The following is a 21,932-nucleotide window of genomic DNA, read 5'->3' on the forward strand; positions in this document are numbered from 1 at the left end:
AAATTTGAGCTAAGCTATAAGCGAAGCCAAATTTCACCAGCTGCCGCTGGCTCCGCCTCCACCAAAGCCGCCACCTCCGCCACTAAAGCCACCTCCTCTGCCGCTTGAGCGACCGCCCCCTCCATTTGAGTCTGAACCACCTCGTCTAAAGCCCATTGGCAAAGAGCCACCTTGGCTATTTTTCTTAAAAACGTCTTTTAATATTAGAAAAAATACCGCAAATATAAAGGCAAAAACGCCAAAGATGATAAGGTAGTTTTGCACGCCAAATCCTTGCTCAAGTACGGTTGATACAAGCCCAGCAAAGCACGTACTAAAGCCAGTTCGCATAAAAAATTTGCCAAAGATCACAGAGGCAAAACAAGAGAGCATGCCAGCAAAAAAGGCAAACACGCCAAAAGGCAAGTCGCTAAGGCTAGTTTTGTTACTAAATTCCTCGCCGCTAGCCACTTTTATGATCGCCAAAACGCCATCTTTCACGCCTTCGCTCATCTTGCCATTTTTAAACTGAGGTATCATCACGCTATTTATGATCTGGCTTGAGATGGCGTCAGTTAGCGCCCCTTCAAGTCCGTATCCAACCTCGATGCGGACCTTTTTCTCATTTGGAGCTATCACTAAAAGCACGCCGTTACTATCTTCTTTTTGACCTAGTTTGTAGCCTCTAGCTATTTCAAGCGATAGCTCCTCAATGCTCCTGCTTTCAAGCGAATTTAAAGTCACTATGGCGATTTGCGTGGTGCTATTTTGCTCGAAATTTTGCACTAAATTTAGAAGTTCATCTCTTTCGTTTTGTGAAAAGATATGAGCCTCGTCGTTGATCTGCTCATTGAAATTTAGAGCAAAACAAAAGCTAAATGCAAAGAGTAAAAGGCTAATGATTTTTTTCATTATTTCTCAAACGAAACTTTTGGGTTTTTCATATCTTCACTGCTAACCTCGATGCCTTGTTTTGGCTTCATCTCTGGGTAGAAAATGCCTACTATAAATTTACCTGGAAAGCTTCTAAGGGCTACGTTATACTCTTTTACAGCCTCGATGTAGTCGCGTCTTGCTACGCTTATGCGGTTTTCTGTGCCTTCAAGCTGGCTTTGGAGTGAGAGGAAATTTTGATTTGCTTTTAGCTCTGGATAGCTCTCGCTAACTGCCATTAGCCTGCTTAGAGCTGAGCCTAGCTGACCTTGAGCTGCCATAAATTCTTTAACCTTTGCCTCATCGCCAAGACTGCTTGCATCGATGCTTACTTGCATGCTCTTGCTTCTTGCATTTGCCACGTCTTCAAAGACCTTTTGCTCGTGAGCTGCGTAGCCTTTTACAGTTTCAACTAAATTTGGCACGAGATCGGCTCTTCTTTTGTATTGATTTAGCACCTGAGACCACTTCTCGTTGGTGTTTTCATCAAGCACTACAAATGAATTTGCGTATTTGAAAGCGCCAAAAACAAGTGCGGCGATGACCACAACTATGGCTATTAAATTTTTCATATTTTCTCCTTTAAAAGGGGTGATATTAGTAAAATAAGGCTTAAAAAATGATGTAAATTTGAGGTTAGGTAAGTGAAGTGAGTGCTTAGAGTGCACTCACTTTTTGGGATTATAGGTCTGTTTGGATATTATCTTCAATGATAATATGTACTGTTTGACCATTTACAGTATCGTTGCTTGTGTAGCCTTTTGAGCCAAAGTCAGCATTTACTGTTGAATCTTCATGCCACTTATCTTTTATATCTACCTTGCTAGTGCTATCGCCTCTGATCTTAAGGATAGTGTTGATGTTATCAGTCATAGCAAAGATATCTTTTGCGTCAAATTTGATCTCAGAGTTGCCTTTTAGCTCGATCCTTTCGATGCTCTCAACTTTTGTGTTAAGGTCAGTAACGCCACTAAGATCTACGTGAGAAGTATCTCTAAAGACGATCGTATCAGATGTACCCTCTCCACCTTTCATCACTTTGCTTGGATCATAATCCATTCTAAAGTCTTCAAGCTCTATGCGAAGTGTATCGCTATGAGTTTTATTTACAAGACCGCCTGGAGTTTTAAGCGTAGCATCTACTTTTAGATCATAAGCTGATCTTGCGTTGATGTCTAGTAACTGATCAAATACGCCTTTACTCATATCATCTGCTGTTAGTACATGATTTACTGTTTTTGTTTGAGCGTGATTGTCTGGATCAGTATATTTGATCTCAACTGTATCACCTACTCTTGCATCATCGCTAACATAAATTTTAACTGGCGTTGTATCTTGAGTTTTATTATTACCGCCAAAATTTTCGTTGCCATATAGATGTCCGTCTCTATTGCCATCTTCGCTAAACTGCATACCTCTTATAGCGTCCATCTCAACTTTTGCATGATCCTCTGTGCTTACAGTAGTTGTTCCATCAGATAGAGTGACTTTCGCTTTTGTCTCTTGTCCTACTGCGATAGCTGCATCAAGCTCAAGTGGTTTGCCGTTTTCAAGAGTGATCTGGCTGTGATCAGCTTGATTTTCTAGTACGATATTGCCAAGTGGATCTTTGCTAAGAACTTTAAATTCTTTAGTCACAGGCGTTGTGCTACCAGCATTTGTGATCTCAACTTTTATGCTATCGCCAGCTATTACGCTACCAGGGAGAGATACACTTACTTTTGAAGTATTACTACTTGTCTCATCTCTTGTGATAGTACCATTGTCGTTTGCATCAGCTGCTATGCTTACACTTAGACCTTTACTGCTTAGCTGTGCTAGTTTTGCCTCTGCGTCAGCATGTGCTGTTTGATCATCTTGAGTAGTTATAGTCGCATCTACTTTTGTCTTCTCACCTGGCTTCATAGGGACATTATCTACTTGTATGGTGTTAGTTTTTGTGATATCTTGTGGTGTTCCACCATTTATTATATCAGTAGCAGTGATTTTACCATCTGCTGTTTTAGTTATTTTAAATTCTCTACTTCCTAGGGTGCCAGTATTTGGATCAACATAATCAACTTTTACGTGATCGCCTGTTACAACGTTGTAAGGCACTTTTACGCTTACTGTTGTAGTTTTTAGGTTGTTATCTGATATAGCCTCATCTCTGCTTAGCTCATTGTTTCTATTAGCATTATCTTCGTTGAAAATTACGCTTAGCTCGTTATTGTCTATAGGCTCTAGTTTCGCTTGTGCTGATTTAGGTGCGATATTAGGTATCTCTACTTCAACCTTAGCAGGATTTGTAACGCTTACAGCGATACCAGGTATCTTTAGTAGGTTGCCTGGTGCTAAAGGCACATTGTGCCCAGGTCTATCTTCTATAGTTAGCACGTGGCTATTGTTGCTAGTTACTTTATATGTAGTTGGCACGCCATTTACTTTTACAGTAAATGTATCACCTGCATGTAGGTTACCACTTGGTAGAGATACAGTTGCAGATGTCTCTTTAACCTTACCATCTGAGTTTGCCTCATCTCTGCTTAGTTTGCCATTTCTATCTTTGTCCTCATCGATAAGTACATAGAAATTTGTACCACCATTACCATCAGCATCAAGTAAGATATCGCTACCAGCTTTTACCTTATCAACACCTGTTGCATCGCTAACTGTTGCACTTACCTTGCTTGTTTTATCTTCCTCAAGCGGTACTGTATACTCAACAGCTTTATTGCCAACTACATTTAGACCATCTACTGTGATGTTACCCTGAGCGTCTTTGTGGATAGTGTGACTTGTAGTAGTTGGTGTGCCATTTTCTATGCTTGTAGTTATCTTTAACACGTCACCATCTACAACATTGCTTGGTAGTTTTATGGTAGCTGTGGTTTTATCTAAAACACCATCCGAATTTGCTTCTGCTCTATTTAAAATTCCGTTAAAGTCTGCATCCTCTTTAAATATAACAGTCATATCATCGTGAAGATTTTCAAGGGTGGCATGATTTGTTACTATAGTTTTTGCATGATCTTTAGCATCTGTAAATGTTGCTTGAGCCTCAGTATTTTTACCTTCGCCTATTACTATGCCTGGGACTGTGATTTTATTATCACTATCAGCTGTTATAGTATCAGTGCCATCTGTTAGAGTAATGCTATTGCCATTTCTTGTGATAGTAAATTCTTTTTGTAAAGTTTTGGTGCCATCAGCTTTAACCTCAAGTATCATCTTGTCGCCAGTTATCACGTTATTTGGCACTTTTACTTTTAGATCAGTCTTATGAAGATCACTATCTTTCATGCTCTCATCTCTTGTGATAGATGTATTAGCATCAATGTCTTCACCAAAGAAAATTCCAGAGTCATCAAGCTCTGTTACGCTTACGCTATTTGTTCCAGTAGCACTTTGAACATCATCTTTATCGATGATAGTAGCTGAAATTTTGGTCTCAGCTCCTGTTAATGTACCAACATGAGAAATTTTAAAGCCGTTGTCGCTTACTGCTACATCATTGCCATGCTCATCTGTTATCTTAACGCCTGAAGCATCTTTATGAACATTAAATTTAAGCGTTCTATCTTTAGTTGTGCCATCAAGCTGTGGCTCAGTGATCTTAACTTCGATCCTATCGCCATCTACTGCATTTTTAGGGATCTTGATAGTTGCAGTTGTATTAAATTCATCACCATCAGCAGCCGAAGCTTTTCTGCTCATAGTTTTTGAGTTATGCGCCTCATCAAAGATAACCTCAGGTGCTTTTACATGCTCTAAGCTAGCTGAAACTTCTGGCTCATTTATATATGTATTATGTCTGCCTGGTGTCATATTTGTGATGCTAGCTTTGATAGTGGTATCTTGTCCGTGCCTTAGATCAAATCCTGGCACTTCAAATGAGTATTGATTAAAGCTCTCTTTTGTCAATGGGAAATTTTGTCCGCCATTGCCGATCTCAGTTATACTTGTTACCTCACCTTTATCATTCATATTTATAGTGAAATTTCTTGTATAAACGCCTTTTGTAGGCTCATTTATAGTAAGTGTAACTATGTCACCATTGTCTATTTTGTTTGGAAGTCTTATAAGAGCCGTTGTCTCATTTACTTCATGCTCATCCATGCTCTCTTGTCTTGAAATTTCATGAAGAGTATCTTGCTCTATAAATTTTATCTCCATGTTTCTGCCGATAGGTATTACATTGTCTTTGTTAGACTCTGCACTCTTTGGTGTACCATCTGCAGCTACGACATGAGCACTTGCATAGTTCCATACGTCAGGGAAGACTGGTAATGATGTATTTACCATATGGTTATCAACATCTGCTTGTGTAAGAGGCACTATTTTTGTTGTATCGTGTTTTGTTAGTGGATCGGTATAAGTTATAACAACTTTATCACCTACTACAACATCTTTTGGAAGGGTTACTTCAACAGTTGTGCTTCTAAAGTTTCCATCTTTGCTATTTTCGAAGTCGTCTATGCCGCCATCATTATCGCGATCTTCAGTAAATGTTAAAGTTGGTCTTACATCTGGAGTAACATCATCAGTTGCTATATCGCTCTTCCAAGTGTTAGAGTTTGTGCTATCAGTAACATAAGCATCTACTTTTGAAACTTTACCCTCAGCAACTGGCATGTCTGTTATCTTATAGCCATTATTGATTATATTTTGATCGATAGTAACTACTTTATTTTCAGTAGTACCATCTGGTTTTGTTAGAGTAATGTGAAGTTTATCTCCAGGGATAACATCACTTACTTTTATAAGTACTGGCGACTCATTTTGTTTGCTGTCATTGTTGTTTTCTGTATAAGTTAAAAATTTATCGTTATTTCTATCTTCTGTAAATTCAACGCTTACGCTTGATTTTGTAGGAGTTACGTGATCTTCACTACTACCACCAGTGTTACCTTGGAAATTTGTAACACTTGCTTCTACTTTTGAGTTTTTACCTGGCTCTACAGGTGCGTCTATAGGATAGCCATTAGTTATGATAGCTGGAGTGATGGTTATGTTTGTTGTAGTTTCATTACCATTTGGATCAGTTACAGTGACTTTTAGTATATCACCAGCTCTTACTGTACCGTCATTTGGTACTGTGATAAGAACTTTAGACGTATTTATATCTGTATCGTTTCCATGCTCAACTCTACTTAAAGTGTGGTTGCCATTTATATCATTTATAAATTTAACAGTAGGTGCGCCAGGGATTATATTAGCGTTTGCGCCATTATCACCATTATCACCATCGTTGCCATCATTATAGCCGCCTATTGGGCTATCGTATGAAGCAAAAGCTCTATTTGTATCAGTTAAATTTCTATAATTTTCATTGATGTTTGAGTAGTGACCACCCTCAGCAAATCTAGCTTCGCCAAGGCTAACGCCATCTCCACCACCAGCAGCAGCATTACCACCAGCAGCAGTCTCTTCAAGTTTTGTTAGATCACCGCCGTTTAAAATAGCATTTTGTAAAGCGCTTATATCAGCTAAGCCCTCAGCGCCTATCGTATTTGGATTTAAAGAAAGCGTGTCACTGCCTAGTACAGTTAGCTCTTTGCCGTTATTTGCAACGATAGTTACTTTGTCGGCTGCATCGCTAGTTTTGACACTCTCGCCCATATAAACGATGTCGCCAACTTTTAGCTCTCTCTCGTTTCCGTTTTGATCAACTGCGACCGCCTTGCCACTTAGCGATTTTACTACACCCGCTTCTTTAGCCATAAAACTCTCCTTATATAATTTTTTCGGCGATTATATAATAAGAGTGAGGCTGGGGATATTAAGTAAAATTTGGGTAAATTTAAGTTTATTTTTAGTTATTTAATACTCTTTTATCACACTTTAATATTTTTAAAATTCCCCCTAAAAAAGGCATTTTGCGTAACTTTTGTGTAAAAAATTTTTTAAAAAAAATTTATATGGTACATGTACCTTTCGTTTCATGAAAGCGTTATTCTGAACGCCTTAAGAAAGAGCATCTTTTAAGCTAACACGAAAATATTATGCGATTTTTAGCTACTTTTGCCAAAAAATTTTCTTGCCAAAGCCTAGAGTATTGCTCGTAAATTTAACCTTTTCAAGGCTTATAGACCAAATTTTTGGATCCATTGCTTTTGCGTAAAAAAATCTTTTAAAGTAAATTTCTCGCTCGCTTGCGCTAGCCTCTCTCATCACCCCTTGAAACTGCACGCCCTCTATCTTACCAACGATCTTCGTATCAAGAGCGATGGTGCCAGCAACGAGCTTTGAGTTTTTTAAAAATTTGATATGTGAGCTCTCATCAGAGCTAGCCAGCAAAAGGCAAAAATTTAGCTCATCAAAGGCGTAAAATGCGCTAAAAGCGTAAGGCTGACCCTCATCATCAATAGCGCAGACACTTGCAAGGTGCATCTTTTTTAAAAATTTAACTATCCTCTCATCCATCTAAATTCCCCTAAAAATGTCAAGAATGGCTTGAAATTTAAAGATGACTATGGCGATTATTAGCATCCAAAGCACGAAAATAATGAGTTCTATTAGAGTAAATTTATCTTTTGTAACCTTTTTAAAAGCAAGCATTGTTAAAAATGCTCCAAAAAAGCCACCAATTAGCGAAAAATAGTGGATCGCATTTACCTTTACGAAGCTTGGCAAAAGCCCTTTAAAAAATAGTGAAAACATTAAAATGGCAAGTAAATTTGAAAGTATCAAGTAGTAGCCAACGACTGGCAAAACAGGCCAAAGCTTAGCAAAAACAAAGCTTAAAACAGTGATAAGCATCAGCAAAAAAACCCTAGTCCCAAAACAACACATCGCCCATCCTTTTTTGACGCATTTTACAAAATTTTGCTTTATGAAATTAAAATTTTGCCGATTTAGCCTCAAAAGGATTTAAAAATGCAAACAAATTTTTACTCTCAAGGAAGCTACAACAACATGAGCTTTTCGATGAAGACTAGCTCAGGTGACGAGATAAGTTTTTCAATGTATGACAACAAAAATTTAGAGTTTTCAAGCCAGAAAAATGGCACTTCAAGCCAAAGAAGCCTAACTCTAACGCACGAATACGGCTATGAGTTTTTATATAAAGGAAACGGCATAGACGAGCAAGATATGAAAGAAATCGAAGAGGCGATGAAGCAAATTCGCCCACAGGTTGATGAGTTTATGAAAAATGTCAAAGAGGGCGATAAGATCGCAGGTAGCAGTCAAAGCATAAGCGAGCTTTCAAACAAGATCAAGCAGATGTTGCCTGACGCAAAAGATCTGGATCACAAAAATTTCATAAATGACAATATGCTAAAGATGTTTGACGAACTTTTAGCTAAAAATGATGCAAATAAAAATCTACTAAGTGCGACAAAAAGGTTATTTGATACCTTGCTTGATGAGAGCAAAAAAGTATCTTACTACGCTTAAATTTAGGGCCTTTTGGCTCTAAATTTTTATAAGCGCCTCTCTTTGATAAAAGAGGTGCGACAAGACTATCACGAAATAAAGCTGAAAAAATAATCCCACAAGCGGCACAAGCGAGATGAGATAAAATAAAAGCGTAAAAACTATAAATTTAACCCCACCGCCTTCAAGCAACGCTAGCTCAAATTTATCGCTATCAAGTGTGTTTGAGCCAACATCTATGAGTAAAAGTTTGTAGTAGATGTAAAAAAACGGCACGTTTATGATAAAGAAATTTAAGACTGGCACAAACAAAAGTGGCAAGCAAACGAGCAAGATCCCAAGAAATTTCATGATCTCAACCATCATCACCTTTAGCACTCTAGCCGTGCTAGCCTCGCTTTTAAGCACGTAGTTGTAGTGTCTTTTGTTTATCTCTTTAGCCACGACTGGCGTTAAAAAGCCAGCTACGATTAGGGCGATCACGATGCTAATGATGATCGTTAAAAAGGTACTTAGAACGTAAAAAAGTATGCTAACTATCCACTTTGTAGCGCTAAAGCTTAAAATTTTAATAGCTATAAAAGATAGCGTCGAGTTTGACTCTAAAAAGGCGAAATTCTCGTTTTTAGCGCCATCGCTTAAAAAGTCAAATATCTCGCCGCCTCCCCAGATGCTTAGCCAAGCTAGGCAAAGTATGCTAAGACAAAGCGGCAAGATCGATAGTGTTATAAATTTGGCTGTAAAAAAGTCTTTAAAGCCAAGGCGAAGAAGATTTATCATTTTACCTTTTTGTACTCGCGCTCAAGTGCGGCGTAAATTTCATCTATCTTACTAACGCCATTTGATAAAATTTCGCTCATCACTTCGTTATCTTCACGTCCGTTCCAAATTTTCTTATAGCTTCCCTCTTTGTAGCCGTTATTTTGGCGGAAGCGATTTAGCACGTTTTTAGCGATGTAGCACTCATAAAGCGAGTATAAATTTACGCCACATTTTAAAGACATTGAGAAATAAATTTTAAAGATATCAAAGATGTCATAGTCAAAGCCGCTGCACTCATGTATAAGCATCTCAACGTCGTTCATGATCTCATAAATACTCTCATCTTCGACCTTTAATGGCTCTTTGCAAAAGTCGCTAAACCCGCTTGCTTGGCAGATATCCTCAGCTAAAGTCTCAACATCGCCAAGCTGTTTTGCCTTGTAAATTTGTAGCGCTAGGCTCATTATAAAGTGCCAGATATCGACAACCTCGATGCGTAAATTTTGTTCATCAGTCTTGGCATCTATGCTCTTCCAATGCTTCCACGCAAAGCTGTCAATGAGCTCAGCACACTCCATATATATGCAGCGCCTCCAGCTTATGAGTTTATTTTTATTTGTATAGCCATTTTCCCAACCAAGCCCGTTTGTCTCGTCATTTAGGCTTTGTTGCATCTTTAACATCTCTAAAACAATAGTTCTTTCATCCATTTTTAAACCTTTTAAATTTTAAATGATTATAACAAAAAACAATTAATGCTTAAACGACAAGCTTGACCCAAATCATCTTAATGCAAGCTTACAAGATGTAAAATCACCCAAAATTTCAAAGGAGAAAAGATGAGAGAGAAAGATCTAGTAGTTTGCAACGTTTGCGGACTAAAAAGCAGCGATGATAAAAATGCAGTTTTCATCCACGCTCACAAAAACGGCGAAGAGGTCGATATCTGCACAAGCTGTATCCCAAGCGTGATACATGGCTCAGGCATGGTCGTAAAATCAAACGAAGAGATAAAGGCTGAAATTTAAATATCAGCCACCATGTGAGAATTCTGCCTTAAAGAATTCTCAAACTCCTCCGCACTCATCGGACGAGATAGGAAGTATCCTTGCATTTCATTACAATTAAGCTCTTTTAAAAGCTCTTTTATCTCGTGGCTTTCCACGCCTTTTGCTGTCACTTTTAGCTTCATTGATTTTGCTATATTTATGATAGCAGCGACTACTTGCATATCTTTTTTATTTATCACTGACTGAGCGACAAAGTCATTTGCTATCTTTATGCGGTCGATCTTATACTTTCTGATATAGACAAACGACGTATATCCAGATCCAAAGTCATCTATACAAACATCTATACTATTTTTCTCTAAAAGTGAGAAAATTTTATCAAGCGTTTCATTATCGTTTTGCCATATACTTTCACTAAATTCGAGTTCAAACTGCTTTGGATTTAGGTGGTGTGAGTTTAAAGTTAGCATAAATTCATTTACAAATTTTTCAGATGTGCTTTGAATTTGCGCTACGTTTATGCTTATTTTTGGCATTTTTAGCTTTTTGTTTTGCCACCTTACGGCTTGTTCTACTGTTTTTGAGACAGCAAGCGTGCAGATGTCGTTTAAGATGTCGCTATTTAAGCTAGCTATATCCATAAACTCGCCAGCCTCTTTTTGTCCATACTCTTTTGACTGCCATCTAAGTAGCGCTTCTACGCAGATGATCTTTAAATTTTTAATGTCATAGATCGGCTGAAAATATACCTCAAAATCCTCTTGTAAATTTGCTTTTTTAAGAGCTATCTCTATGTTTGAGCTTTGTTGTATCTCGCTATCTATCTCATTATTATAAACCATTGGGTTTTTAGCTGGGTTTTGCTTAGCGTAGTACATCGCCATATCAGCTTTTTTGATGATATTTCTAGGATCGCTGATGTTATCTCTTGTGACAACGTGGATACCAACGACACTCTTAATCGCAAAGTGATACTTATCTATTTGCAAAGGTTTTTCTATCGTATCTCTTAGCTCCATACCAAGCTTCATGCGTTTAGTGTGGCTATTTTCTTCCATTTTCGAAAGCACGATAAACTCATCAGCGCCGATCCTTGCGGTGACCTCTTGTCTGTTGCAAGCTTCACGTATGCGCTTTGCTACCGCTTTTAAAATTTTATCGCCAACCTCGTGTCCGTAAGAGGTATTTATATTTTTAAAGCGACTTATATTTATATAATAAACTGCGATCTCTTGCTTCTCACCCAAAACGCTACACATACCTTTTAGCTCATTTAGCAAGGAGTCTCTGTTGCCAAGAGAGGTTAGATAGTCTTTTTCAGATACGCCCTCTAAGCTTAAATTTATCATCTCAAGTTCGTTTGTCTTTAGGTGCTTCTCTTTGTTTTTAGCATCATGTAAATTTTGCTCTGCGTTATATATCTCTTCGCTTTGATCAAGTACTTTCATAAAATAGCTAATAACCGCCCCAGCTACAACAACAAAAATTATAAGCAGATCAACATAAGATGAGAGATCAGTTTTTATTAGTATTAGTGCAGCTGAAATAATAGGCACAAGCTTAGATGTTGTTTTTATGCCAACATCTGCTGCGCTTATACGCTTGTTATCACCCCTTAAGTAAAAAGCCCCGAGCATTAAGAGAAAAAATGGCACAAGATAGATAGAGTGCAGAGTAAAATCATGCCCTTTGTTTATAAGCTCATTATAAAAAACATATAAATTTAATAGCGTAAAAATCGCACTTGCTATTATCAAAAAAAAGCCGCTATGCCTAATATAAAGATGGTTGCTATTAAAAATTTCACTAAGAGCGATGAATAAAATAGATAAATTTACAAAAATAGCAATGCTAGCAGCAAGCTCGCTAGGGCTTTTAGGATGGATCAATATATCAAAATCACCCATATCGCCAACAATGCAATAAGCAAGCGTGAAAACTAGCAAAAGCACATTAAAGCTATCGGCTAGAACTAGGATCTTTTTATCACTAGCTATAAATTTGACCACAAAAAATATACCAACAGCGGCCAATAGTAAAAACATAGGGAGTAGATCAAAAAAATGAAGATAAGAAATTTGCTCTTTGCTTCTTAAAAGAAAGTCTTCATTGACACTCCTAATGGCATCAATAATAGTCCAGATAAAGACTCCAAAGCATGCAGCAAGCCAGTGCATAGCTTTAAGCTTTGATCTGTTCATAGAGATGTAGATACCAAGAACTACAAGACCAAAGCCAAAAAATATCAACAAATTTTCAAAAATTTTATAGTTTAAGATGCCGGCAAACTGAGAAAATATAAAAAGAGCTATAACGGCATAGAAAATTTGTTTTTGTCTTACGATAAGTGACGAATTTGACGTAAAAAAAATGTTTCTCTCCATTGTTTATTCTGTTTCAAACCTTATTTTTAGTTATAATTTTGCAAATTTTTCTTTAAGGTTAATCATGAAATGTAATATCGTCTTATCTGGAGAAAATTTAATAGACTACCAAGCATTTAATCTATTTTTCTCAAAAAAGGCTAGAAAACAGTATTTTATAAATGTTTTTATGATTTTTACGGAGGCTATTATAGCTGGATTTGTCGCTGATATGCTTTTAAAAACTAAAATTTTTACTATTATCGGCGTCATTTTTGCTATTTTTTGGATCATTTTTTATCCAATTTTTTTAAAAAATAGACGAAAATCGGTGCTAAAAAGCTTAGAAATTTCAGACTTTAAAAAAGAGATGATCTTTGAAGTAGATGAGAAAAATTTGGCATTTTACGAAAATGAGCCAAAAGAAAATGAAATTTTTGACATAAAAGATGTAAGTGAAATTTACGAGCTTAAAAATATCTTTGTCATCTTTATAAATGAAAAAATCCACCTCGTCTTGCCAAAAAACAAAGAAACTTTAGAGCTAGTAAAAGCGCTTATAAAAGAGAGCAAAAAAGAGCTACTACTTTTTGAAAATTTAGACTACAAAAGCGTTATGGGCTAAGCTTGTAAATTTACAAGCTTAGATGTGATCAAGCGTGCTTCTTATAAGCTCTTCAAAGTCTTTAGCGTTCATCGGCTTGCCCCAGAAATAACCTTGTATCTCATCGCAGCCTAGCTCTCTTAAAATTTCAAGCTGAGTTTCATCCTCAACACCCTCAGCGATCGTCTTTAGCTCGATATTTTTAGCTAGCGTTATAACGCTTTTTACAACGTCTCTATCGATCTCATTTATAGCGATATTATCAACTAGCTCTTTTGCGATCTTTAGCCTATCTAGCGGATACTTTTTGATGTAGTTCATCGATGAAAAGCCAGTACCAAAGTCATCGATCGAGATGCTCATGCCTTTATCTGAAAATTTCTTTAAGACTGTTTGCATGATCTCTTCGGCATTGACGAGGCTTGCCTCTGTAAGCTCGATATCAACGCACTTTGGATCCATGCCAAATTCTTCGACATAGCCAAAGATGTCCGATGCAAAATTTACATTATCAACCTGTTTTGGCGAGATATTGATGCCAACTTTTAGGCTGATGCCATACTTTTTGTTCCAGTAGCTCATCTGCCTTATAGCCTCTTTTGCCACCCATATTCCTATTGTATTTATGATAGAGCTTTGCTCAGCTACTGGGATAAATTTAGCCGGACTTACAAAGCCTTTTACTGGAGAGTTCCATCTTATAAGAGCCTCAGCACCTATTATCTTTTTACCATTTAGTAGATACTGCGGCTGAAAATTTAGGCTAAATTCCTCATCAAAATTCATAGAATTTAGCAAAATTTCTATGTAGTTTTTCTCCTGAATAATCTCTTTTATATCATCATAAAAGACATATTTTGTATTAACATCTCTTTTGGCTGCATCAAGTGCAGCTCCAGCTTGCATGATGAGATCATCAGCTAAAATTTCACTTGTTTGAGTTGAGCTAACGCCAACCTTTGCTCCAAGAGCTATCTTATAGTCGCCAACTGAGATTTGCTCGGATATGATGTTTAGCAGATAGTATAAAAATTCTCTATAATGCCCTTCATTTTTTTGCTTTAAAACTATCATAAAGTCATCACCACCAAACCTTGAGATGATAGCACCTTCTGGCAAGATAGCTTTGATATTTTTAGAAAGTTTTAAAAGCACCTCATCACCCACGTAGTGACCGTATGAGTCGTTTATAGCCTTAAAATGGTTGATGTCGATACTATAAATATCTATCTTCTCACCAAGCGCTTTAGTCTTTATCATCTCTGAAAGTTTGCTTAAAAATGACTGTCTATTTAAAAGTCCAGTGAGTGAGTCAAATTCGCTAAGCTGCCTTAAGCGCTCGTTTTTTTCTTCAAGCTCTCTTAAACTATCTTGGATCTCTTCATCTAGTTTAGCGATGATATGCCTTTCAGATCTAGCTAGATCCCTCATAGCAACTGTGCTTGAGATACTATAGATTAGCGCTGCATAGGCTAGCAAAACCATAAGTAGAAAAACTATCCAAACTGAGTAAATTTTATCTGTATTAGTAGCTCCTAAAAAAAGTAGGGATACGATAAGCAGGGTGATAAATTTATATATAAGCGCCCTTGTATAGTCTTTTCTATAGCTTCTTATCTTGATATTTGCCTCGTTTTCCTTTAGATGCAAGCAAGCTACAAATATAATAAAAAACGCAACTTTAAAGAAAAACTCGTAATGAACATTTGTGCCGCCATGTGTCAAAAAGGCCTTTGATGAGTAGTATGCGTCGCAAATGCAAATGATAAGCAAGGCTAATAGATATAAAAGTAGGCTAACTCTTTTATAGCTAAAAACTGGTTTTTTTGATACAAAATTTAGTGAAAATGCGACAACAAAGACAAAGCAAAAGATAAAAATATCCATTATGATGTATGAAAGGCTAGTCACGAATTCTTTATTAAGCGCTACTGCTAGACTTCTATCAAAAACTACAAACCAAAAAAAACTAACCGTTATAAGCATCAAAGCAAGCGCATCTACCACGACTTGCTGCCATATCACTCTTTTTAAAATTCTTGCAAAAAAAGCAATAGCAGATACAAGAAACATAAAAAATGGGATCAAATATAAAATTTGCATAAGATCCGTGCGGGAGATGTTTCCTTGCATAAGAAGCGATCTATCATAAAGCAATAAAAGGATATCAGCCAGCGCCCAGCTCGCGATAGCCAAAAATATATAGGTCCAGTATGAGTTTAAATTTCTACTACTTTTTAAGAAAAAGAACAAAAATAAGGCGATCACTACATCAGTGCCGACCGATATAGCTGTCAGATAAAACTGATCACCCAGATAAATAGCAGAAAAATAAGCAATAATCAGGGCAAATATAAATAAAAACGAGCCGTTGTGAAAATTTGTTATCCTATCAAGCACGGCCACTCTCCGCTTCCTGGGCTAGCTTTTGCCACCTTTGCCACTCGCCGCTATCATCGACGTCGTTGCCGATAGCCTCGTACCTAGCGTAGAAATGCTCAACAAATTTCTTGCACTCTTCATCTTTTGGCAGATAGCTTAGCTCATCTTTTTGGCAAAATTTCTCCAAAAACGTGCTCGCATCAGCTTTTTTGGCGTATGTTTGTGCTAGCTCGTAATAGTTCTCTAAGCAAATTTCTTTAAATTTAGCGTAAGCTTGCTCACTCATATCCACGCTTAGTGTGCCATCAAATTTAAGCACTCCAGCCCTAAAAAGTAGGCTAAGATGTATGAGCCCCTCGCAGTAATAAGCCCTCACCTCATCGACCTTTCGCCACGCTATAAGCCCAACAGCGCGGGCTATTAGCTCGTGAAAGACGGCCATTTTATACTCCGCCTCTTCGTGCAAGAAGAAATTTACTAGCCCGCCAGTCGTCGCCTTATACTCTTCTATAAATTTAAAGACGCCACTTTTATTCATACTCATCTCAGTATCAAGTCCGATAAATAAAATGTGCCCAAACTCATGGCCGATCGTTGAAATTTCATATACTTTTTTCCAAATTTTTGGCTTTAAAAATAAAATTTCCCTACCAAAATCCAAAAATTCCTTGCTAAAAATTTCAGCCCCAAGCTTCATAAAAGGCTTTGCCTTTGCGCCCTCGTAGACGTGATTTACAAAAGCAAAAATTTTCTTGCCACATTTTGCGCTCACACTCTCGTCATTTGGCACGACTTGAGCGCTAAAAAGCCCGTTTAGCTCCGCTGCGTAATAGATCATCGGCACGCTTATATAAAGCTGCGTTCTAGCGATATTTTCGCCAACTGCTTTGTTTGTCACGGCATTGTCAAATTTGATCTTTTCGCAAATGCTTTTGTAAGTTTTTGTCACCTTTTCTTTAAATTTAAGCTCGTCAATGCCCTCGCTATCGACCAGCCTGATGTCCCACTCAAGCGCAACTGCGCGTGTGTAAGCATCCTCGTAGTACTCCAGCGGATGGCCTGGCTGAAGCGCGCCTTTTACATCCATCCACGCTATCTCAGCCTCTTGCCAAGCGTTTATCACCTTTGCATTGTCCTCTTCGCAAAAGGCATTTTGCAGCTTTTCAAGGTATTTTACGTAGGATTTTTGCTCGTCATTTTGAGCTAAATTTCTTAAAATTTCAAGATTTTTTATAAATACTTTTTTAAGCTCTCTAACCTCATCTTTAAAGGCAAGCGCGTAAGGCAAAAAGCTAAATTTCTCGCCCTCTTTGCAAACTGCGCCGTAAGTTCTATCAGCCCTAACGCCGTTACTATCACACTGAAATAAGCCGTTTTTAGTGATAAACTCATTTGCCTGGCTTAGATCTTTAAATTTAGCTTCAAACTCTTTATTTGTAGTGTCTATTATCTTATCTTGCCATGAAATTTGCCACGAATTTAGACTAAGTCCAAGCTCGTGCATAGCCTCAACAAAGGCTTGATAAAATGAGTCTAAAATTTGCTCATCTTTTGCTTTTTTTATAAGCTTTGAGTGTAAATTTTCATATAAATTTCTAACGTAGCCATAGATCAAATTTAGCACGCGTTTTTGCTCGTCCTCGCCTAAATTTAGCTTTTTTAGCTCATTTTGAAGTGGATCAACTTTAAGATCAACTATCCTTCTAGCAAGGGCTAGTTTTTGGCTTGGCGTGCCAGTAAGACCACAAATTTTCACAGCATCAGCTATGATCTTGTCATCTAAATTTTTATAAATAGCGTTTAGCTTGGATTTTTGCTCTTTTGTAAGTTCATTTAGTCTTTTAAAATCATTCATCTTTTCATCCCTTAAAGTTGCAGGATTTTAGCATAAAGCCATTAAAATTTGCTACAATTTACCAAAAATTTAAAATCTAAAAGGCAAAAAATGGACATTTTAAAGGACTTTGGCGAGCCACGCATCAAGCAAGTGATGCTGCCAAAAGATACAAACTCAGCTGGAAATATTTTTGGTGGCTGGATAATGAGTCAGATCGACCTTGCAGGTGCTCAGGCAGCTAGAGAAATTTCGCCTGAGCGAGTTGTGACTATTTCGATGAAAGAGATCATCTTCAAACAACCAGTCTTTGTTGGCGACGTGCTAAGCTGCTATGCAAAGATCATCGCAGTTGGCAAAACATCGATAACAACGCAGATAGAAGTGACTGCGCTTAGGCTAAATGACGGTGGTTTTAGAGAGACTATACACGTCACAAGTGCGACTGCTACCTATGTCAGTGTGACAAAAGATGGGCACAAAAAACCGATAGATGAGAAGCTAAAAAAGCTCCACGGCTTTTAAAATTTGGTTGCAGTTTATGCAACCAAGACCCTCGAATTTATCACTATTTTTAAAAGAATTTGAAAAAAATTGACTTCAAAAAAGATAAATTTCAACTTATTTAAATGCTTTATAAAGTAAAATCAGCCCTTACACTTTTTTGGGAGAAAGATGAAAAAATCACGCTTAGGGCTTTTACAAACGCATATTTTAGATATCTTAACACAAGATGAGCTGGAGAAATTTGAGTTTAAAGAGCTGCCAAAAACAAGCACGATCTACACCGAAGATATCGAGATCATCGTTCTAAAAACCGGCTCAGCAAAGCTCTCATTTTTTGAAGATGGCGAGGAATTTATCCTTTATCATTTAGAAAAAAACAATATCGCCATACTTGATGATAACTGCGCCTTTGAAGTGCTTGAAGATGCCCAAATTTACGTCATTAGACTAGATAATATCGGCGAAATTTTGCACAATCAAAAAGCTGCAAGCGAGATCCTAACAACCACTCTAAACACCATAATCGTGCAGCGCCAGATCACAAAGTCGATACTCTTTGAGGACGCAAAGGGCAGGATCGCAAATTTCTTGATCGAGCTTGCAAATGAGCAAGATCTAAAACAAAACGGCTACCAATACGTGTTTTTGCCATTTTCTCTAAAAGTGCTCTCAAGCTTTGTTGGTCTCAAGCGCCAAAGCGCCTCAACAGCCTTTAATGAGCTTATCAAAGACGACATCATCAGAAAGATCACACCGCACGAATTTCTCATCATCGACCACGAAAAACTTGAAAGTTATACGAATTAAAAAGCTTTTACGCCCTATCTTTAAATTTAGCCAGCCTATCTCGAAGCTCTTTTGAAAGTGTGAATTGCGAAAGCTCATATCTGTCAAAAATAACGATCATATCATCGCCAAGTGCCTGAACTAAGCCAAAACACGCATCTCTACCCAGGCGATTTTTTCTAAATTTAACACTTAGCGCATCGACCTTTTTCTTATCGCCAAAGCTCTTAATGGCGATCTCGTCGATATCTTTGAAGAAAAATTTGATATTTTTTGAGCCTTTTTTTATGACAAATCCATCATCATCTATCTCAAAAAAGTTGTTTTGCAAGATCTTTCTCACGCAAAAAAAGGTTGAAATGGCGCCAACGATGACACCAAAAAGAGAGGGCGTACCAAGATCAAGATAAAAGTAGCTAGCGACGCTAAAGACAAAGAGCCCAATCCCAAAGGCTAGTGCCCAAAAAACATCTTTTTTACTCTCTTTGGTTATCATTTTTGCCCTCTTATGCCAAAAGTCCAGCGCCATTTATCGCTTGGCTGCGCTCTTTGGCGTAAATTCTCTCGCCATTTATCACGTCATATTTCCAGATCGGCGCATTTGCCTTAAAGTCCTCGACAAACTCGTTTATAAGCCTTAGCGCGACCTTTCTTTGAGGGCTTACTACACCTGCTACATAAGAGCTCGTATGCACTGGCACGTCGCCTTTTGAGTGAGCAAAGAGCACGTAGGCATTTTCTTTTTTGGCTCGCTCTTGCCAAGCATCTAGCCATTTTTTAAGGATCGGCTCATAGATATCAAAGCTAAGCGCCGAAATCCCGCCCTCTTCGCGCACTATGCCAACAAATGTAATGAGCGCGCCGCAGTTTTTATCCTTAAATTTATCATACCACTCGTTTGTGATGCTTTGAACGTCCAAGCTTCCATTATAAATTTGCATCTTAGCCTCCGCAAACTGGCGGTAAGATAGAAATTTTATCGCCTGATTTAAGAGCGAAATTTATATCGCTTACGATCTCGTCATTTACAGCCACAGCGCAGATATTTAGCCACTTTTTAAGCTCCTCTTTCTCGCTTAAAGCCGCTTTTACCTCGCCTAAATTTTTCGCTTCTACTTTTATACTCTCAAGCCCGATAGGCCCAAGAAATTCGATCTCTACCACATTTTATCCTTTGAAATTTTTGCTGATTTTACTTAAAAATAAATTTAGATATACTTATTTGAAAATTTACAAAAGAGAAAGAAAATGGACAAAATTTTAAAAAGCATAAAAACCCCAGCCTACGTCTGCGAAGAGGCAAAAGTACGTAAAAATTTGGAGCTTTTAAAGTATGTAAAAGAGCAAAGTGGAGCTAAAATTTTAGTAGCTCTTAAAGGCTTTGCATTTAGCGGAGTGATGGATATGGTGGGCTCATACCTTGACGGAGCGACTTGCAGTGGGCTTCACGAGGCCAAATTTGCAAGCGAATACGTAAAAGGCGAGATCCACACGTATAGTCCGGCCTTTAAAGATGAGGACTTTGATGAAATTTTAAAAATTTCAAAGCACATCACCTTTAACTCTTTTGCTCAGTGGCAAAAATTCAAGGGTATTGCCTTGCAAAATGGCGTCATCTGCGGCCTACGGGTCAATCCAGAGGTCTCACTTGCGCCGACTGATAGCTACAACCCATGCGGTAAATTTAGCAGGCTTGGCATCACGAGGGCAAATTTTAAGCCAGAGCTTCTTGATGGCATTAGCGGGCTTCATTTTCACGCACTTTGCGAGGAGAGTGCGAGCAGCTTACAGGTCGTGCTGGAGGCATTTGAAGAGAAATTTGGCGAGTTTATACCAAAGATGAAGTGGATAAATATGGGCGGTGGCCATCACATCACAAGGGCTGATTACGACGTGGAGCTGCTTATAAAGATAATTAGGCGTTTTCGCGAAAAATACGGCGTAGAGGTCTATCTGGAGCCAGGCGAAGCGGTGGGCTGGCAAACTGGCTTTTTGATAAGCAGCGTGCTTGACATCGTGCATAACGAGAAAGATATCGCCATCCTTGACACCTCAGCTGAGGCGCACATGCCAGATACCGTGCTAATGCCCTACCGACCAGCCGTTAGGGGCGAGAGTGAAAATGGCGAATTTACTTATAGATTTGGCGGAAATACCTGCCTAGCTGGCGATATAGTGGGGCTTGAGGCGGGCGATGCGGAGTATAAATTTGATAGTGAGCTAAAAATTGGCGACCGAGTCATATTTGAAGATCAAATTCACTACACGATCGTGAAAAATACGACATTTAACGGCATAAAACTGCCTGATCTGCTACTTCTAAAAGAAAATGGCGAGGTTAAAATGATCCGTGAGCTAGACTACGAAGAGTATAGGCGCAGGAACTAGAATTTTGCTTTTTGAAGGTAAATTTGGCTTTTTAAATTTAAGATAGGTCAAATTTATCTGGCTTGTAAATTTTGCCAAAATGGCTTTAAACTGCTTAAATTTAAAAATTTATCTTGAAGCTATTTTCGTTTTCAAAATTTAAACTTATTAAATTTGGCAAATTTAAAGTCCGATTACGAACTCCAAAATGATTTAAATTTATTATCTACAAATTTTATCTTGACACTTTTTATTAAAGCTATCTTAGCTTGTTATATTTTTTAAAATTTAGTAGATTTCTGACTTTATCTAAAATTTAATACCCATAAATTTTGGCAAATTTATCTATCTTTGAGCTTTTTTGCCAGTTGTATTCAGTCTCGTTTGCGATCTTTTGGGCTAGCTCCTTGCCAAAATGATCACTGATAAAGCCAAGCGCCATATCCATGCCAGCAGCCACGCCTGAAGCTGTGTAAAACTTACCAGCTCTCACCCACCTAGCGCGCTCTTGCCATTTTACCGCCCTGCCGCAACTTTTTACCCACTCAAGCGATCTTTTATTTGATGTGGCTTTTAGTCCGTCAAGCTCTCCAGTGCGAGCGATGAGCGCCGAGCCTGTGCATACGCTTAGGCAAAATTTAGATGCCAAAACGCACTCTTTAAGCTTTAAGATAAACTCACTATCATTTACAAGCGCCCTTGTGCCCTGACCTCCAGGGAGTAGCAAAACGCTCTCTTTTGGCATCTTGCTAAGCTTTTTTGTTTTTATAAGAAAGCCTTGCTTGCTTCTTTTCATCCCACCATCAAACGAAACATAGCTTATCTTCATCTCAGGCACCCTTGCTAAAAACTCAACCGGACCCATGAGATCAAGCGTCTCGTAGTCATCAAAGATAAGAGCGTAAATGTCCATTGCTTCGCCTTTTAATAGAGATCTAAAATGCTTTTGATATTTTAATTCAACTTTTAGAAAATATAAATTTAATAAGGTATTTTGAGTTAAAAAGCTAAATTTATAAAGCATTAGCTTTTTGATAAAAATATTC

20 protein-coding genes are annotated in these 21,932 nt (G+C 37.9%); 6 read left to right on the forward strand and 14 right to left on the reverse strand.

What is annotated here, in order from left to right:
- Positions 1–33 precede the first annotated feature (33 nt).
- The 5 genes from F3G86_RS06580 to F3G86_RS06600 form a co-directional block, all read right to left on the reverse strand.
- Positions 34–891 (reverse strand): TPM domain-containing protein, encoded by an 858-nt coding sequence (locus F3G86_RS06580; RefSeq protein ID WP_149723377.1) that lies wholly within the window; start codon positions 889–891, stop codon positions 34–36.
- Positions 891–1,484: a LemA family protein gene (locus F3G86_RS06585; protein ID WP_149723378.1), complete on the reverse strand. Its 594-nt coding sequence runs from the start codon at positions 1,482–1,484 to the stop codon at positions 891–893. The genes F3G86_RS06580 and F3G86_RS06585 overlap by 1 nt, the downstream gene beginning before the upstream one ends.
- A 109-nt stretch (positions 1,485–1,593) precedes the next feature.
- Positions 1,594–6,615 (reverse strand): retention module-containing protein, encoded by a 5,022-nt coding sequence (locus tag F3G86_RS06590; RefSeq protein ID WP_149723379.1) that lies wholly within the window; start codon positions 6,613–6,615, stop codon positions 1,594–1,596.
- A 294-nt stretch (positions 6,616–6,909) separates the two neighbouring features.
- Entirely contained in the window at positions 6,910–7,317 is a 408-nt protein-coding gene (locus tag F3G86_RS06595) for a hypothetical protein (RefSeq protein WP_012140396.1), read from the reverse strand.
- Positions 7,318–7,686 carry an L-arabinose ABC transporter gene (locus tag F3G86_RS06600; protein ID WP_223228573.1) on the reverse strand — a complete coding sequence of 123 codons (369 nt, stop codon included), beginning with the start codon at positions 7,684–7,686 and terminating at the stop codon, positions 7,318–7,320.
- Positions 7,687–7,770: 84 nt separating this feature from the next.
- On the opposite strand from F3G86_RS06600, the gene F3G86_RS06605 reads away from it, so the two are divergent.
- Positions 7,771–8,292: an ATP/GTP-binding protein gene (locus tag F3G86_RS06605; protein WP_087582932.1), complete on the forward strand. Its 522-nt coding sequence runs from the start codon at positions 7,771–7,773 to the stop codon at positions 8,290–8,292.
- Positions 8,293–8,310: 18 nt separating this feature from the next.
- Here F3G86_RS06605 and F3G86_RS06610 read toward each other — a convergent pair whose 3' ends face one another.
- A complete protein-coding gene (locus tag F3G86_RS06610; RefSeq protein ID WP_149723380.1) occupies positions 8,311–9,051 on the reverse strand; it encodes an EI24 domain-containing protein in 741 nt (246 codons plus the stop codon).
- Positions 9,048–9,743 carry a dUTPase gene (gene dut, locus F3G86_RS06615; RefSeq protein ID WP_149723381.1) on the reverse strand — a complete coding sequence of 232 codons (696 nt, stop codon included), beginning with the start codon at positions 9,741–9,743 and terminating at the stop codon, positions 9,048–9,050. The genes F3G86_RS06610 and dut overlap by 4 nt, the downstream gene beginning before the upstream one ends.
- 129 nt (positions 9,744–9,872) lie before the next feature.
- Here dut and F3G86_RS06620 point away from each other — a divergent pair, with 129 nt between their 5' ends.
- Positions 9,873–10,061, forward strand: a complete 189-nt coding sequence (locus F3G86_RS06620; RefSeq protein ID WP_002940779.1) for a hypothetical protein — start codon at positions 9,873–9,875, stop codon at positions 10,059–10,061.
- On the opposite strand, the gene F3G86_RS06625 is transcribed toward F3G86_RS06620, so the two are convergent.
- Positions 10,058–12,427 (reverse strand): EAL domain-containing protein, encoded by a 2,370-nt coding sequence (locus F3G86_RS06625; protein ID WP_149723382.1) that lies wholly within the window; start codon positions 12,425–12,427, stop codon positions 10,058–10,060. The genes F3G86_RS06620 and F3G86_RS06625 overlap by 4 nt on opposite strands.
- A gap of 64 nt (positions 12,428–12,491) precedes the next feature.
- Between F3G86_RS06625 and F3G86_RS06630 the strand changes: the two genes are divergently transcribed.
- Positions 12,492–13,031, forward strand: a complete 540-nt coding sequence (locus F3G86_RS06630; protein ID WP_149723383.1) for a hypothetical protein — start codon at positions 12,492–12,494, stop codon at positions 13,029–13,031.
- 18 nt (positions 13,032–13,049) lie between these two features.
- On the opposite strand, the gene F3G86_RS06635 is transcribed toward F3G86_RS06630, so the two are convergent.
- Both F3G86_RS06635 and ciaB read right to left on the reverse strand, forming a co-directional pair.
- Positions 13,050–15,410 (reverse strand): putative bifunctional diguanylate cyclase/phosphodiesterase, encoded by a 2,361-nt coding sequence (locus tag F3G86_RS06635; protein ID WP_149723384.1) that lies wholly within the window; start codon positions 15,408–15,410, stop codon positions 13,050–13,052.
- Entirely contained in the window at positions 15,403–17,247 is a 1,845-nt protein-coding gene (ciaB, locus tag F3G86_RS06640) for an invasion protein CiaB (protein WP_149723385.1), read from the reverse strand. Before ciaB ends, F3G86_RS06635 begins: the two co-directional genes overlap by 8 nt.
- 90 nt (positions 17,248–17,337) lie before the next feature.
- On the opposite strand from ciaB, the gene F3G86_RS06645 reads away from it, so the two are divergent.
- A complete protein-coding gene (locus F3G86_RS06645; protein ID WP_021084995.1) occupies positions 17,338–17,751 on the forward strand; it encodes an acyl-CoA thioesterase in 414 nt (137 codons plus the stop codon).
- Between the two features lie 150 nt (positions 17,752–17,901).
- Positions 17,902–18,540, forward strand: coding sequence for a Crp/Fnr family transcriptional regulator (locus F3G86_RS06650; RefSeq protein ID WP_149723386.1), 639 nt, complete (start codon positions 17,902–17,904; stop codon positions 18,538–18,540).
- A 7-nt stretch (positions 18,541–18,547) separates the two neighbouring features.
- Here F3G86_RS06650 and F3G86_RS06655 read toward each other — a convergent pair whose 3' ends face one another.
- Genes F3G86_RS06655 through F3G86_RS06665 form a run of 3 tightly spaced genes read right to left on the reverse strand, consistent with a single transcriptional unit; the run spans position 18,548 to position 19,683 of the window.
- A complete protein-coding gene (locus tag F3G86_RS06655; RefSeq protein ID WP_149723387.1) occupies positions 18,548–19,015 on the reverse strand; it encodes a molybdate transport repressor in 468 nt (155 codons plus the stop codon).
- Positions 19,016–19,025: 10 nt separating this feature from the next.
- Positions 19,026–19,460: a molybdopterin synthase catalytic subunit gene (locus F3G86_RS06660; protein WP_009295363.1), complete on the reverse strand. Its 435-nt coding sequence runs from the start codon at positions 19,458–19,460 to the stop codon at positions 19,026–19,028.
- 1 nt (position 19,461) lies between these two features.
- Positions 19,462–19,683 (reverse strand): MoaD/ThiS family protein, encoded by a 222-nt coding sequence (locus tag F3G86_RS06665; protein ID WP_002941462.1) that lies wholly within the window; start codon positions 19,681–19,683, stop codon positions 19,462–19,464.
- A gap of 84 nt (positions 19,684–19,767) precedes the next feature.
- Between F3G86_RS06665 and nspC the strand changes: the two genes are divergently transcribed.
- The gene (gene nspC / locus F3G86_RS06670; RefSeq protein ID WP_149723388.1) at positions 19,768–20,907 is read left to right on the forward strand and encodes a carboxynorspermidine decarboxylase; all 1,140 of its coding nucleotides are present in this window, start codon (positions 19,768–19,770) and stop codon (positions 20,905–20,907) included.
- 295 nt (positions 20,908–21,202) lie between these two features.
- Here nspC and F3G86_RS06675 read toward each other — a convergent pair whose 3' ends face one another.
- Positions 21,203–21,799: a DJ-1/PfpI family protein gene (locus tag F3G86_RS06675; protein WP_149723389.1), complete on the reverse strand. Its 597-nt coding sequence runs from the start codon at positions 21,797–21,799 to the stop codon at positions 21,203–21,205.
- Between the last annotated feature and the right edge of the window lie 133 nt (positions 21,800–21,932).

Source organism: Campylobacter concisus (genome assembly GCF_902460595.1).
Taxonomy (GTDB): domain Bacteria; phylum Campylobacterota; class Campylobacteria; order Campylobacterales; family Campylobacteraceae; genus Campylobacter_A; species Campylobacter_A concisus_BL.

Excerpts from the sequence above, each read along its gene's own strand:
- F3G86_RS06605 (WP_087582932.1), top strand. The coding sequence starts at position 7,771 with ATGCAAACAAATTTTTACTCTCAAGGAAGCTACAACAACATGAGCTTT.
- F3G86_RS06660 (WP_009295363.1), bottom strand. The coding sequence starts at position 19,460 with ATGCAAATTTATAATGGAAGCTTGGACGTTCAAAGCATCACAAACGAG.
- F3G86_RS06600 (WP_223228573.1), bottom strand. The coding sequence starts at position 7,686 with ATGTGTTGTTTTGGGACTAGGGTTTTTTTGCTGATGCTTATCACTGTT.
- F3G86_RS06645 (WP_021084995.1), top strand. The coding sequence starts at position 17,338 with ATGGACATTTTAAAGGACTTTGGCGAGCCACGCATCAAGCAAGTGATG.
- F3G86_RS06585 (WP_149723378.1), bottom strand. The coding sequence starts at position 1,484 with ATGAAAAATTTAATAGCCATAGTTGTGGTCATCGCCGCACTTGTTTTT.
- ciaB (WP_149723385.1), bottom strand. The coding sequence starts at position 17,247 with ATGAATGATTTTAAAAGACTAAATGAACTTACAAAAGAGCAAAAATCC.
- F3G86_RS06625 (WP_149723382.1), bottom strand. The coding sequence starts at position 12,427 with ATGGAGAGAAACATTTTTTTTACGTCAAATTCGTCACTTATCGTAAGA.
- F3G86_RS06595 (WP_012140396.1), bottom strand. The coding sequence starts at position 7,317 with ATGGATGAGAGGATAGTTAAATTTTTAAAAAAGATGCACCTTGCAAGT.
- F3G86_RS06655 (WP_149723387.1), bottom strand. The coding sequence starts at position 19,015 with ATGATAACCAAAGAGAGTAAAAAAGATGTTTTTTGGGCACTAGCCTTT.
- F3G86_RS06590 (WP_149723379.1), bottom strand. The coding sequence starts at position 6,615 with ATGGCTAAAGAAGCGGGTGTAGTAAAATCGCTAAGTGGCAAGGCGGTC.
- nspC (WP_149723388.1), top strand. The coding sequence starts at position 19,768 with ATGGACAAAATTTTAAAAAGCATAAAAACCCCAGCCTACGTCTGCGAA.
- F3G86_RS06650 (WP_149723386.1), top strand. The coding sequence starts at position 17,902 with ATGAAAAAATCACGCTTAGGGCTTTTACAAACGCATATTTTAGATATC.
- F3G86_RS06580 (WP_149723377.1), bottom strand. The coding sequence starts at position 891 with ATGAAAAAAATCATTAGCCTTTTACTCTTTGCATTTAGCTTTTGTTTT.
- F3G86_RS06675 (WP_149723389.1), bottom strand. The coding sequence starts at position 21,799 with ATGGACATTTACGCTCTTATCTTTGATGACTACGAGACGCTTGATCTC.
- F3G86_RS06630 (WP_149723383.1), top strand. The coding sequence starts at position 12,492 with ATGAAATGTAATATCGTCTTATCTGGAGAAAATTTAATAGACTACCAA.
- F3G86_RS06620 (WP_002940779.1), top strand. The coding sequence starts at position 9,873 with ATGAGAGAGAAAGATCTAGTAGTTTGCAACGTTTGCGGACTAAAAAGC.
- F3G86_RS06610 (WP_149723380.1), bottom strand. The coding sequence starts at position 9,051 with ATGATAAATCTTCTTCGCCTTGGCTTTAAAGACTTTTTTACAGCCAAA.
- dut (WP_149723381.1), bottom strand. The coding sequence starts at position 9,743 with ATGGATGAAAGAACTATTGTTTTAGAGATGTTAAAGATGCAACAAAGC.